Below are 13161 nucleotides of genomic sequence, written 5' to 3'. Positions count from 1 at the left end.
TTCTCCTTATTACCAGCGGTAGTGAGCGAACGCCTTATTGGACTCAGCCATCTTGTGGGTGTCCTCGCGCTTCTTGACGGCGTTGCCGAGGCTGTTGGCGGCGTCCATGATCTCGCCGGCCAGGCGCTCCTTCATGGTCTTCTCACTGCGGGCCCGGGCATAGGTGGTCAGCCACCGCAGCCCCAGGGTCTGACGGCGCTCGGGACGCACTTCGATAGGCACCTGGTAGGTGGCGCCGCCCACACGGCGGGCCTTGACCTCCAGGGAGGGCATGATGTTCTCGAGAGCCTGGGTATAGACCTCCATGGGGTCCTTATCGGTCTTCTCCTTGATGATATCAAAGGCGCCGTAGACCACCTTCTGGGCCACACCCTTCTTGCCATCCAGCATGATGCTGTTGGTAAGCTTGGTAACCAGGATGGAGTTATACAGCGGATCGGGCAGAACCTCCCGCTTGGGTACATTTCCTCTTCTGGGCACTTTGCTTCCCTCCTTCTTATAAAATTAGAAATCATAGGTACTCAAACTGCCTTGCAGTTTGTGTAATGCCTGTCCGAGGTCTGCCCATATTAAAAAATATAGGAAAACGCTCGGCAAGGCGGTTTGCCTTGCGCAGAACGCACAATGCAATTCAAGCCTCAAATCTCAGCAGATTTGAGCGGCGGGCGGGTGATATCCGCCCATACAGCAATTTTTTGCTCCGCAAAAAATTACTTCTTGCCGGCCTTGGGCCGCTTGGCGCCGTACTTGGAACGGGCCTGCATCCGGCCGTTGACGCCCTGGGTATCCAGAGAGCCGCGGATGATGTGGTAACGCACACCGGGCAGGTCCTTGACACGGCCGCCGCGGATCATGACCACGGAGTGCTCCTGCAGGTTGTGGCCGACACCAGGGATATAGGCAGTGACCTCGTATCCGTTGGTCAGCTTCACACGGGCGATCTTACGCAGTGCGGAGTTGGGCTTCTTGGGGGTGGAAGTACGCACCGCGGTGCAGACACCTCTCTTCTGGGGAGCGTGCAGGTCGGTCTGACGGCTCTTCAGAGTGTTCAGGCCATGCTGGAGGGCGGGGGAAGTGGACTTGTAGGTCACCTGCTCACGGCCCTTCCGGACCAGCTGATTAAAAGTAGGCATGTTTTTCCTCCTTTCTCGATTTCTGCCCACATTGGGGCGTAATATATATTTTAACAGAATCAGGAAGACCTTATTCTGTTAAAACCAAAAATATGGGGTCATACCGCCGCCACGATGGCGGCGCCCACGGAGATGCCGCAGGCCTCTCCCAGCTGGCGCATGGTGTCCACCTGGATGAGGGGGACGCGCTGCCGCACCGCCTCCTGCACCAGCGGCTGGAGGAGCCTGGGGTCGGCGTCCTTGGCCATGTAGACCCTTTTCGCACGTCCGTCCTTCAGGGCCCGCCGGGTCTGTTTGGCTCCCACGACCCTGGAACCCGCTTTCAGTTCTTCGAGCATTTCGGTGCCCCTCCTCTCCCCCGTCGCCGGGGGCGTTTCATCGGGTAAAAGGGCAGAATGCCCCTACCACCGCAATTTCGGATTATACCATGGTCTCTGCCCGCCGTCAAGAGCAAATTTTCTTCTGTTTTGATGCAAAACTCAAAATTCCATCTTATATCCCTGGGCCAAAGCTTCCCCTGGTCGTTCCTGTTCCCTGCGGGACCGGGAGCGGTGTGCATCTTGCCCGTCCCACCCGCAGGATGGCCCAAAGGGCTCTGCCCGCCCAAAGCCTTCCCTTTGGGGGGAAGGTGCCGCGGCGTATGCCGCGACGGATGAGGGGCCTTCCTTCTCCCGTCCCAGTCGCAGCCGTAGGATCTGTCAGAGATGTTCCGCCCTGCGCGGGGACGGGAAGGACACGCATCCCACAGGCCGCTCTGCGTCCTCCCGCCTCTATTTTTCTCCCCCAGGGAACTTTTTTCCCCTTCCGCCGTCTAACAGAGTAAAAGACGGGAGAGTCTCCCGCCATTACGGCGCTGTCCCACACAGGCCCTATCAAAAAAGCAAGGAGGGATCTTATGAAACGCGTCTCCGCCCTGCTCCTCACCTGCACCCTGGGGCTGTCCGCTCTGTCGGGCTGCTCCGCCTCTGCCGCCCCGCAGCCTCTCTCTGCCCAGCCGGTGACGATCTCCGAAGAGGAGATGATGCGTTATGACCTGGAGACCCCCGCCGTCTGGTCCGCCCTGTCTGAATTTGGGCTGGACCTGTTGAAAACTGCCCGCCAGGAGGGGGAGGGAACGCTCCTATCCCCCCTTTCCGCGGCCCTGGCACTATCCATGGCCGCCAATGGTGCTGATGGGGAGACCTTGGACCAGTTCCGGGAGGTGCTGGGGGACGGTGCCAGCCTGGAGGCCCTCAACGTCTCCTGCTCTGCCCTCATGAAACTCTATGGAGGACTGGGGGGCTCCACGGAGTGCTCCATTGCCAACAGCCTGTGGACCGACCCGGAGGGCCGTATGCAAGAAGACTTTGTAGGCAGATGCTCCGGCATTTTCGACGCTCAGGTGTTCCAGGAGGACCTGTCCGCCCCAGTCATCGTCCCCGCCCTCAACAGCTGGGTGTCAGACCATACCGCAGGCATGATCCCCCAGATCATCCAGCGGCCCTTCGGGGAGGACGCCGCCGCCCTGATGGTCAATGCCCTCTACCTGAAGAACACCTGGGCGGCCAAATTCGACCCCAGCGACACCGTTACACGGGACTTCACCCGGGCCGACGGAACTGCGGAGCCCCTGGACTTCCTCCAGCACTTCTCCCGCTCTCTGACCTATCTCCAAAGCGGCAGCGACGAAGGCGTCCTCCTCCCCTATGACGACGGGCGGCTGGCTTTCTTCGCCCTCATGCCCCGGCAGTCCTCCGGCGTCCCGGACTTTGAGCGCTGGCTGTCCTCCCTCACCGGGGAGGGGCTGTCCGCCCTCCTCTCCGGCAGGGAGGAGACCTTCTTCCTCCGCCTGTCCCTGCCCAAATTTGAGCAGGAGTGGTCGGGAGAGCTGAAAGACGCCCTGGCCGCTCTTGGACTGACGGACGCCTTTGACCCGGACCTGGCCGACTTCTCCCTGCTGGGGGATGACCCCAGGGGGTACTACCTCTCCCAGGTGATCCATGCCGCCAGGATCGAAGTCAATGAGGAGGGCACCGAGGCGGCGGCCGCCACAGTGGTTGCCGCGGCATCCGGCGCCGCCCCGCCCCAGGAGGGCGTCACCCTGATCTTCGACCGCCCCTTCCTCTATGGCATCGTGGACCTGCAGAACGGAGTGCCCCTGTTCCTGGGCACGTTTGAAGGCCTATGATCCGTCAGGGCCCTATGTCGAGATCACGGGGCGCGGCCTGATTCCAGGCCGCGCCCCTCAGCTTATGGAAAAAGCCTCCCAGAGTTCGCACACGCAGGCGCAAATCCAGTTCTGACCTGTTTTCCCCGGCGGCATGTACGCCGGGGAAAACACTTCTCAGGCTGCAGATGTGGGGTTTGTCCGCCGCAGGCGGTCAGGCCCTGTGTGCGGCAGGCTACTACTTTTTCGACAGTCTCTCTGCGTTACACCTCTCCCAGCAGGCGCTGGTAGTGCTTATAGAGGGCGGAAAAATGTCCCTCATACCCTCTGGACCAGGGCTTGTTCTTGCCGCAGAAGTGGAGGAACACCGTGTGGTCCATCACCCAGTCCATATCCTTCTCCCCGTGGCTGCCCAGCCAGTAGCGGTCATATCGCCGGGCGTCATAGTTCCACACACTGTCGTCCACACCCAGGATCCGGGTGCCGTACAGGCCGTTGAGGATGTCCTGGTCCGGCAGGATCAGCCGCTCCTCGTACTCCCTGGCGTAGGCGAAAATATCTGCCGGGCGCATCTCCTTCCGCATCTGGGGAAGGTTCATCAACAGCACACCGGAGTTGTAGTAGCTCTCCGCCTCATAGTTGGACAACCTGATCTTGTTTACATAGTCAGACATCCCGGTCAACCCGCTGTGGCTGGCCGCCGCCAGCAGGCTGTCTCCCAGTTGTGTCTCATACAGGGGCCGCACCGGCCGGATCACCAGGATATCCGGGTCCAGATAGAGCACCCTGTCCAGTTCCCGGGGCAGCAGCTCTGCCGCCAGAAGGCGGTAGTACATGGCCCGGGAGTAGTACCGCACCACCGGTGCGTCCGTGAACAGGCCGTCCGGGACCTCCAGCGGGTGCAGCTGGCTGTGGTGGGCCCGGCACAGCTGGGAAAGCTCCTCCACCTGTGCCCCGGTCAGCCCCTCTTCGATCATATAGATATGAAATTCCTCCCCTGGATCATTGAGAAACAGGGAGCCGAGCAGCACCCGCAGCGGTCCCAGGTAATTCTGATCCAATGTCACCAGCAGATCCATACGTTCCTCCTCTTCCGCCGCCTCCCTGGCAGCGGGTACAGGACCGGCATCCGGCCCCGTTATTTTCCGTCCTTTCCGTTCTGATACAGCCAGAGGGCCACGATCCCCGCCATCACCAGCGCCATCAGCCACTCTATCATGGTGCTCCCCCTCCTTTTCGTTCTATGATAGCCCGCCGCCGCCTCTTCCGTCAAGGTGTTTTTTAGTTGACATAACTTTCAACAGCGCTTATTTCCCTTTCACCCGTTCCGACTGCCCTCCCCAGCCGCCGCCCTGGGGTGGGAAACAACCAAACTGACAAAAAGCCCCGGCGCGCATGCGCCGGGGCTTTCTCACTGGACGTGCTGTTCTGTTGGGGAAGGAGCGATATTACACCAGCGTTCCGCTGTCCTCCTGGGTGTCGGCAGCGGCCTCCACCTCAGGCTCCTCCTCGGCGAAAAAGCCCTCCTCTTCCGGCCCCTCCAAGGGCTCGGCCTCCACTGCGCCGGCGGTCCCCGCGGTGATCAGATTGCCGTTCTCGTCGATGGGGTCGTCCTTGCGGTACTGTGCCAGTCCGGAACCGGCGGGGATCAGCTTGCCGATGATGACATTCTCCTTCAGCCCCAGCAGGTGGTCCACCTTGCCCTTGATGGCGGCCTCGGTGAGCACCTTGGTGGTCTCCTGGAAGGAGGCGGCGGACAGGAAGGAATCGGTGGCCAGAGATGCCTTGGTGATGCCCATGAGCAGACGGGTGCAGGTGGGCAGGCGCAGGTCCTCGCCCATCTCGTTCTTTTCCCCGGCCTCCATGCGGGTCCTCACAGCCTTCTCGGCGTCCCAGAACTCGATGATGTCGATGGTAGCGCCGGAGAGCAGGTCGGAATCTCCCGCGTCCTCCACCCGGACCTTCCGCATCATCTGGCGGATGATGACCTCGATGTGCTTGTCGTTGGTGTCAACGCCCTGCTGACGGTACACTTTCTGCACCTCGCGGATCAGATAGTTGTGACAGGCGGACAGCCCGCGGATGCGCAGCACCTCGTGGGGGGACAGGGCACCCTCGGTGAGCTGGTCGCCCTTGGCCACCACGTCGCCGTCCTTGATGCGCAGGCCGGCGGCATAGGGCAGGGCATAGGTCACCACCTCGCCGTCGTCGGCGGTGATGGTCACGTTGCACATAATGTTGCGCTTGGTCTCTTCAATGGACACCCGGCCGCTGATCTCGGCCAGCTGGGCCATCTTCTTGGGCTTACGGGCCTCGAACAGCTCCTCCACTCGGGGCAGACCCTGAGTGATGTCGCCGCCGGCCACGCCGCCGGTGTGGAAAGTACGCATGGTCAGCTGGGTTCCGGGCTCTCCGATGGACTGTGCGGCGATGATGCCTACCGCCTCGCCGGCGCCTACAGGCTCACCGATGGCCAGGTTGATGCCGTAGCACCTGGCGCACACGCCGCTGCGTGCCTCACAGGTGAGGACGGAGCGGATCTTGGCGGAGTGGATGCCGTGGGCCTCCAGCACCTTGGCGTCCTCATTGCGGAGCATGGTGTCCCGGCTGAACAGGAGCTCGCCGGTGGCGGGGTCCACGATGTCCTCGGCGGGGTAGCGGCCGTGGAGGCGCTCGGCAAAGGTCTCGATGACCTGGCCGTACTCCTCGATCTCGCTGACCTCGATGCCGTCCCGGGTGCCGCAGTCCTCCTCCCGGATAATGACCTCCTGGGACACGTCCACCAGACGGCGGGTCAGGTAACCCGAGTCAGCGGTACGCAGGGCGGTGTCGGCCATGCCCTTTCGGGCGCCTCGGGAGGAGATGAAGTACTCCAGCACGCTGAGGCCCTCACGGAAGTTTGCCTTGATGGGGATCTCGATGGTGCGACCGGAGGTGTCGGCCATCAGGCCGCGCATACCGGCCAGCTGACGGATCTGGGCCATGGAGCCGCGGGCGCCGGAGTCGGCCATCATGAAGATGGGGTTGTAGCGGTCCATGGACTCCCGCAGGGCGTCGGTCACGTCGTTGGTGGTCTTCTCCCACGCCTGAACGGACAGGCGGTAGCGCTCGTCGTTGGTGATCAGGCCGCGGCGGTACTGCCGGTCGATCTTGATGATCTCCTTCTCCGTCTGGCCGATGAGCTCATACTTCTTGGCGGGCACAGTCATGTCCGCAATGGCCACGGTCAGGGAGCCCACGGTGGAGTAGTGGTAGCCCAGGTCCTTGATGGCGTCCAGCACGCCGGCGGATACAGTAAAGCCGTGCTTGGTGATGCACTTGTCGATGATCTTGCCCAGCTGCTTCTTGCCCACCACGAAGTTGATCTCCGGGTCGAACATGGTCTCTGGATCGGAGCGGTCCACGAAGCCCAGGTCCTGGGGAATGGCGTCGTTATAGATCAGGCGGCCCACCGTGGTCTCCACCAGCTTGTAGCGCATCACGCCGTCCACCTCCCGGTAGAGGCGGACCTTGATGGGCGAGTGGAGCGTGACAATCTTGGCGTCATAGGCCAGCAGGGCCTCATCCTTGTCGGCGAAGATATGGCCGGTGCCCTCTTCCTCCCGGCTGTAGGTCAGGTAGTAGGAGCCCAGGATCATATCCTGGGTCGGGATGGTGACTGGGCCGCCGTCCTGGGGCCGCAGCAGGTTGTTGGCGGAGAGCATCAGGATGCGGGCCTCGGTCTGGGCCTCGGCGGACAGGGGGACGTGGACGGCCATCTGGTCGCCGTCGAAGTCGGCGTTGAAGGCGGTACACACCAGGGGATGAAGCTTGATGGCACGGCCTTCCACCAGCACCGGCTCGAAGGCCTGGATGCCCAGGCGATGCAGCGTGGGCGCGCGGTTGAGCATCACCGGGTGGTCCTTGATGACGAACTCCAGGGCGTCCCACACGGCGGGAGCCCCCTTGTCCACCATCTTCTTGGCGGATTTGATGTTGTTGGCCAGACCATCCTCCACCAGTTTCTTCATCACGAAGGGGCGGAACAGCTCAATGGCCATCTCCTTGGGCAGGCCGCACTGGTAGATCTTCAGGCTGGGGCCGACCACGATAACACTTCGGCCGGAGTAGTCCACGCGCTTGCCCAGCAGGTTCTGGCGGAAGCGGCCCTGCTTGCCCTTGAGCATGTCGGACAGGGACTTGAGGGCCCGGTTGTTGGCGCCGGTGACGGCGCGGCCCCGGCGGCCGTTGTCGATGAGGGCGTCCACCGCCTCCTGGAGCATCCGCTTCTCATTGCGTACAATGATGTCCGGGGCGTTGAGCTGGATCAGCCGCTTGAGGCGGTTGTTGCGGTTGATGACCCGGCGGTACAGGTCATTCAGGTCAGAGGAGGCGAACCGGCCGCCGTCCAGCTGGACCATGGGGCGGATCTCCGGGGGGATGACGGGCAGCACATCGATGATCATCCACTCGGGCTTGTTGCCAGAGAGGCGGAAAGCGTCCACCACCTCCAGGCGCTTGACGATCCGGGCTTTCTTTTGTCCGGAGGCGTCCTTCAGCTCGCTGCGCAGCTGCTGGGAGAGCTGCTCCAGGTCGATCTGCTGGAGCAGCTTTTTGACCGCCTCGGCACCCATGCCGGCGTCGAAGTCGTCCTCATACTTCTCCCGCATGTCCCGGTACTCCTTCTCGGAGAGGATCTGGTTCTTGGCCAGGGGGGAGAAGCCGGGATCAGTGACGATATAGGCGGCGAAATACAGCACCTTCTCCAGGATGCGGGGGCTGATGTCCAGCAGCAGGCCCATCCGGGAGGGGATACCCTTGAAGTACCAGATGTGGGAGACCGGGGCGGCCAGCTCGATGTGGCCCATGCGCTCCCGGCGCACCTTGGCCCGGGTGACCTCCACGCCGCAGCGGTCGCAGATCTTGCCCTTGTAGCGGATCTTCTTGTACTTGCCGCAGTGGCACTCCCAGTCCTTGGTGGGGCCAAAGATGCGCTCGCAGAACAGGCCGTCCCGCTCCGGCTTCAGGGTGCGGTAGTTGATGGTCTCCGGCTTTTTGACCTCGCCGTAAGACCACTCGCGGATCTGCTCAGGGGAGGCGATGCCAATCTGAATGGCGTCAAACTCCGTATAACTCATCGTTCAATCTCCTCCCTTTTCTCTCAAAAATCCTCGTCGGAGAAGTCCTCTCCGTCCATGGAATCGTTCGTGCTCTCTCCCACTTCCAGGTCATCGTCGTCGCTCTCCCCCTTCAGGGTGTAGCCGGCGGCGGAGAAGTCGGAGTCCTCCGCGGAGAAATAGAAATCGTCGTCGTCATCGCGGCGGCCGGGCTGGTAGGCGTCCTCGTCGTCGTCCTTCAGCTCGATCTCGTTGCCCTGCGCATCCAGCACTTTCATGTCCAGGCACAGGGACTGGAGCTCCTTGATGAGCACCTTGAAGGATTCGGGCACGCCGGGCCGGGGCACGTTGTGGCCCTTGACGATGGCCTCATAGGTCTTGACACGGCCGGTGACGTCGTCGGACTTCACCGTCAGAATCTCCTGGAGGGTATAGGCGGCGCCGTAGGCCTCCAGGGCCCACACCTCCATCTCGCCGAAGCGCTGGCCGCCGAACTGGGCCTTGCCGCCCAGAGGCTGCTGAGTGACCAGAGAATAGGGGCCGGTGGAGCGGGCGTGGATCTTGTCGTCCACCAGGTGGTGCAGCTTCAGGAAGTAGACGTAGCCCACAGTGACCGGGTTGTCGAACCGCTCGCCGGTGCGGCCGTCGTACAGCCAGTTCTTGCCGTCCACCAGACGCAGCTGGCCGGCCTTCTGCCACTCCCGGACCTGGACGTTGTCCGCCATCTCCTCCGGAGTGAGGGCCCGCAGCTCGCCGCCCTCCTCCTGGGGTGCCAGATAGAGCTGCTTGCCGATCAGGGGCTCATCATAGCCCACCTCCCGGGCCAGGCCGGCCATCTTCAGGCACTCCTGGATGTCCTGCTCGTTGGCGCCGTTGAAGATGGGGGTGGCCACCTTCCAGCCCAGGGCCTTGGCGGCGTAGCCCAGATGGACCTCCAGCACCTGACCGATGTTCATACGGGAGGGCACGCCCAGAGGGTTGAGCACGATATCCAGGGGGGTGCCGTCGGGCAGGAAGGGCATATCTTCCTGGGGCAGGATGCGGGAGACCACGCCCTTGTTGCCGTGGCGGCCGGCCATCTTATCACCCACAGAAATCTTGCGCTTCTGAGCGATGTAGACCCGGACCACCTCGTTGACGCCGGGAGAGAGCTCGTCACCTGCCTCCCGGGTGAAGACCTTGACATCCACGATGATGCCGCTCTCTCCGTGGGGCACCTTCAGGGAGGTATCCCGGACCTCCCGGGCCTTCTCGCCGAAGATGGCCCGGAGCAGGCGCTCCTCGGCGGTCAGGTCGGTCTCGCCCTTGGGGGTGACCTTGCCCACCAGGATATCGCCGGAACGCACCTCGGCGCCCACCCGGATGATGCCCCGCTCGTCCAGGTCCTTCAGGGCGTCCTCGCCCACATTGGGGATGTCCCTGGTGATCTCCTCGGGGCCCAGCTTGGTATCCCGGGACTCGGTCTCATACTCCTCGATATGGATGGAGGTGAACACATCCTCCTTCACCATGCGCTCGTTGAGCAGCACGGCGTCCTCGTAGTTGTAGCCCTCCCAGGTCATGAAGCCCATGAGGATGTTCCGGCCCAGGGCGATCTCGCCCCGGTCGGTGGAGGGGCCGTCGGCCAGTACGTCCTGATAGTCTACCCGCTGGCCTGCATTGACAATGGGCCGCTGGTTGATGCAGGTGGTGTGGTTGGAGCGCAGATATTTGGTCAGGCGGTACTCCTTGGTCTCGCCGCTGTCATATCTTACAGTGATATACCGGGCGGACACCTTGGTGACCACGCCGGGCCCCTCCGCCAGGATGGCCACCTCGGAGTCGATGCAGTTCTTATGCTCCTGGCCGGTAGCCACGATGGGTGCCTCGGGCCGGAGCAGGGGCACAGCCTGGCGCTGCATGTTGGCGCCCATCAGGGCGCGGTTGGCGTCGTCATTCTGGAGGAAGGGGATCATGGCGGTAGCCACGGAGACCATCATCTTGGGGGATACGTCCACGTAGTCCACGCTGTTGCGGTCCACGGAAATGATCTCGTTGCGGTGGCGGCAGGTGATGCGCTCGTTGACGAAGCAGCCGTTCTCATCCACCGGCTCGTTGGCCTGGCCGACGGTGTACTCATCCTCCACGTCGGCGGTCATGTACTCGATCTCGTCGGTGACCCTGCCGGTGGCCTTATCCACCTTGCGGTAGGGGGTCTCGATGAAGCCGAACCGGTTCACCCGGGCGTAGGAGGCCAGATAGGAGATCAGGCCGATGTTGGGACCTTCGGGGGTCTCGATGGGGCACAGGCGGCCGTAGTGACTGTAATGGACGTCGCGCACATCGAAGGAGGCCCGGTCACGGGACAAGCCGCCGGGGCCCAGGGCAGACAGACGGCGCTTGTGGGTCAGCTCGGCCAGGGGGTTGGTCTGGTCCATGAACTGGGACAGAGGGCTGGACCCGAAGAACTCCTTGATGGCAGCGGTGACAGGGCGGATATTGATCAGGCTCTGGGGGGTAACCACGTCCAAGTCCTGAATGGTCATGCGTTCCCGGATGACCCGCTCCATACGGCTGAAGCCGATGCGGAACTGGTTCTGGATCAGCTCGCCCACGCAACGCAGGCGGCGGTTGCCCAGGTGGTCAATGTCATCGGGGGTGCCCACGTTGTGGGCCAGGCCGTTGAGATAGTTGATGGAGGCCATGATGTCCGCCACGGTGATGTGCTTGGGCACCAGGTCGTCCACGTGGTCGGCCACCGCCTCCTTCAGCTCCTCGCCGGAGTACTGCTCCAGGAGCTGGCACAGCACGGGGAAGGACACCTTCTCGGTGATGCCGCACTCCTCCGGGTCAAAGTCCACGAAGTTCTTCATATCCACCATGTTGTTGGCGAACACTTTCACCAGCTTGCCGTCCACATCCAGGACAGCCTCATTGACCCCTCGGTCCTCCAGCTCCCGGGCCCGCTCCCTGGTCAGGTTCTCCCCGGCCTCGGCGATGATCTCACCGGTACGGGGGTCGGCCACGGGCATGGCCAGGGTGTGGCCGGACAGGCGGCTGCCCATAGCCATCTTCTTGTTGAACTTATAGCGGCCCACCGCGGACAGGTCGTAGCGGCGGGGATCAAAGAACAGGCCGTTGAGCAGGCTCTCAGCGGAGTCCACCGTGGGAGGCTCGCCGGGACGCAACTTACGGTAGATCTCCAGCAGGGCCTCCTCATAGTTCTTGCAGGTATCCTTCTCCAGGGTGGACTGGATGCGCTCGTCCTCACCGAACATCTCGATGATCTCGGCGTCGGTCTTGGGGCCGATGGCCCGGATCAGGCAGGTGATAGGCAGTTTGCGGTTCTTGTCGATGCGCACATAGAACACGTCGGACAGGTCGGTCTCATACTCCAGCCAGGCTCCCCGATAGGGAATGACGGTGGTGGCAAAAGTCAGGTTGTCCGCCTTGTCCGCAGTGCGGGTATAGTACATGCCGGGGGAACGGACGATCTGGGAGACGATGACCCGCTCAGCGCCGTTGATGACGAAGGTGCCGGAATTGGTCATGATGGGGAAATCTCCCATGAAGATCTCCTGCTCCTTGATCTCCTCGGTCTCCTTGTTGCGCAGGCGCACCCGGACCTTGATGGGCGCGGCGTAGGTGCAGTCCCGGGCCTTGCACTCCTCCACGTCATACTTGGGCTTCTCGTCCATGGAGTAGTCGATGAAGGACAGCTCCAGATTGCCGGCGTAGTCAGTGATGGCGGCTACGTCCCGAAAGACCTCCCGCAGTCCCACGTCCAGGAACCACTGGTAGGACTTCTTCTGGATCTCCAGCAGATTGGGCATCTCCAGGATCTCCTGATAGCGGGCAAAGCTCTTTCGCAGGGTCTTTCCGTAATATACGTCCTTGACCGTCATTTCTAAAAATCAACTCACTTTCTTTGATTTGAAAGGGGTGAATCTACTGTTTTTCGGTCCTTTCCCGGCTCTCTTCCGCATTTTCCCCGTCGTTGTGCACAAAAGCGCCAAACCGCGCCTTTGCGAACACCCGGCTCAGTTTGAACCTTTTTCAACTTTCCTCTTGTCAACTTCCGGGGCCTATGTTATAGTTTTCGTGGAGCATGGGGGGACCGTGCTCTTTTTATGAGGATATAAAAGCATTTTACTTTACCATGAAAGCCTTTAACTTGTCAAGGGGCTTTCTGTAAATTTTTCTTTTTTCTTAGGAAAAGGGCAAAATTTTTTCTTGCGTCCATCCCATTTTTGTTATATAATTAATTGGTACTTGATCAAATATGCCGGTGTGATGGAATTGGTAGACGTGACGGACTCAAAATCCGTTGGTGGCGACATCGTGTGGGTTCGAGTCCCACCACCGGCACCAAACCAATATAATCCGAACTTGTTTCCGATAGGAAATGGGTTCGGATTATTTGTTATATTTAAAGAAAAATAGCCAAATGGCTAATCGCAGATTAAGACCACTTTTTTAGAAAAGAGTAGGGTTTCCAGATAAATTTTGGTATAATTTACAATATAGGCAGGGGCATTATATGAGTATGGTGAAATATAATCGATGAAAGCGGGCAGCCCCATAAGCAGATAGACCCATATATGAAAGGCCGTTTGCAAAGCAAATTGATGCATGCCATTACGAAGAAGTAGCAAAACCGGGGAATGCCGTGCAAGGGTCAAGATGAACGCTTCGCGCCCTTGCCGGCATTCCCCGGTTTTGTCCGTCCTAAGCCAACGCTGCTTTTTATGGAATCAGCCCCGGACAGGATCTCTGTCCGGGGCTGATTCCTTATTGGGGAGGCTTT

The 13161-nt window shown here is 61.2% G+C and carries 9 protein-coding genes and 1 tRNA gene; 3 read left to right on the top strand and 7 right to left on the bottom strand.

All coding sequences use genetic code 11. The annotated features are described in order from the left end of the window. Window positions 1-9: 9 nt before the first annotated feature. The 3 genes from rpsG to L9O85_RS04995 all read right to left on the bottom strand — a co-directional run bounded on the left by rpsG (window position 10) and on the right by L9O85_RS04995 (window position 1471). Window positions 10-480, bottom strand: coding sequence for a 30S ribosomal protein S7 (gene rpsG, locus L9O85_RS05005; RefSeq protein WP_050624103.1), 471 nt, complete (start codon window positions 478-480; stop codon window positions 10-12). A 230-nt stretch (window positions 481-710) separates the two neighbouring features. Next, on the bottom strand, window positions 711-1133 hold the full coding sequence (rpsL, locus tag L9O85_RS05000; RefSeq protein WP_050624102.1) for a 30S ribosomal protein S12: 423 nt from the start codon (window positions 1131-1133) through the stop codon (window positions 711-713). A 98-nt stretch (window positions 1134-1231) separates the two neighbouring features. Then, window positions 1232-1471, bottom strand: a complete 240-nt coding sequence (locus L9O85_RS04995) for a ribosomal L7Ae/L30e/S12e/Gadd45 family protein (protein ID WP_050624101.1) — start codon at window positions 1469-1471, stop codon at window positions 1232-1234. 557 nt (window positions 1472-2028) lie between these two features. Between L9O85_RS04995 and L9O85_RS04990 the strand changes: the two genes are divergently transcribed. Then, window positions 2029-3300 (top strand): serpin family protein, encoded by a 1272-nt coding sequence (locus tag L9O85_RS04990; RefSeq protein WP_301579764.1) that lies wholly within the window; start codon window positions 2029-2031, stop codon window positions 3298-3300. A gap of 242 nt (window positions 3301-3542) precedes the next feature. Here L9O85_RS04990 and L9O85_RS04985 read toward each other — a convergent pair whose 3' ends face one another. From L9O85_RS04985 to rpoB, 4 genes are all read right to left on the bottom strand, one after another. Beyond that, entirely contained in the window at window positions 3543-4358 is an 816-nt protein-coding gene (locus tag L9O85_RS04985) for a glycosyltransferase family 8 protein (protein ID WP_301579763.1), read from the bottom strand. Window positions 4359-4417: 59 nt separating this feature from the next. Next, the gene (locus L9O85_RS04980; protein WP_133248364.1) at window positions 4418-4552 is read right to left on the bottom strand and encodes a prepilin-type N-terminal cleavage/methylation domain-containing protein; all 135 of its coding nucleotides are present in this window, start codon (window positions 4550-4552) and stop codon (window positions 4418-4420) included. Between the two features lie 175 nt (window positions 4553-4727). Beyond that, the gene (rpoC, locus tag L9O85_RS04975) at window positions 4728-8396 is read right to left on the bottom strand and encodes a DNA-directed RNA polymerase subunit beta' (RefSeq protein WP_301579762.1); all 3669 of its coding nucleotides are present in this window, start codon (window positions 8394-8396) and stop codon (window positions 4728-4730) included. 23 nt (window positions 8397-8419) lie between these two features. Further along, complete coding sequence (rpoB, locus tag L9O85_RS04970; protein ID WP_050624097.1) at window positions 8420-12259, bottom strand: DNA-directed RNA polymerase subunit beta; 3840 nt, start codon at window positions 12257-12259, stop codon at window positions 8420-8422. 379 nt (window positions 12260-12638) lie between these two features. Here rpoB and L9O85_RS04965 point away from each other — a divergent pair. Together L9O85_RS04965 and L9O85_RS04960 are read left to right on the top strand one after the other, a co-directional pair. Then, window positions 12639-12725 (top strand) — tRNA-Leu (locus L9O85_RS04965). A gap of 185 nt (window positions 12726-12910) precedes the next feature. Continuing rightward, window positions 12911-13006: a helix-turn-helix domain-containing protein gene (locus tag L9O85_RS04960; protein ID WP_077138826.1), complete on the top strand. Its 96-nt coding sequence runs from the start codon at window positions 12911-12913 to the stop codon at window positions 13004-13006. Window positions 13007-13161: the final 155 nt, after the last annotated feature.

The organism is Lawsonibacter asaccharolyticus (assembly GCF_022453915.1).
Classification (GTDB): Bacteria; Bacillota; Clostridia; order Oscillospirales; family Oscillospiraceae; genus Lawsonibacter; species Lawsonibacter asaccharolyticus.
Note: the sequence above shows the minus strand (reverse complement) of the source record. Positions and strands in the feature narration are given on the sequence as shown.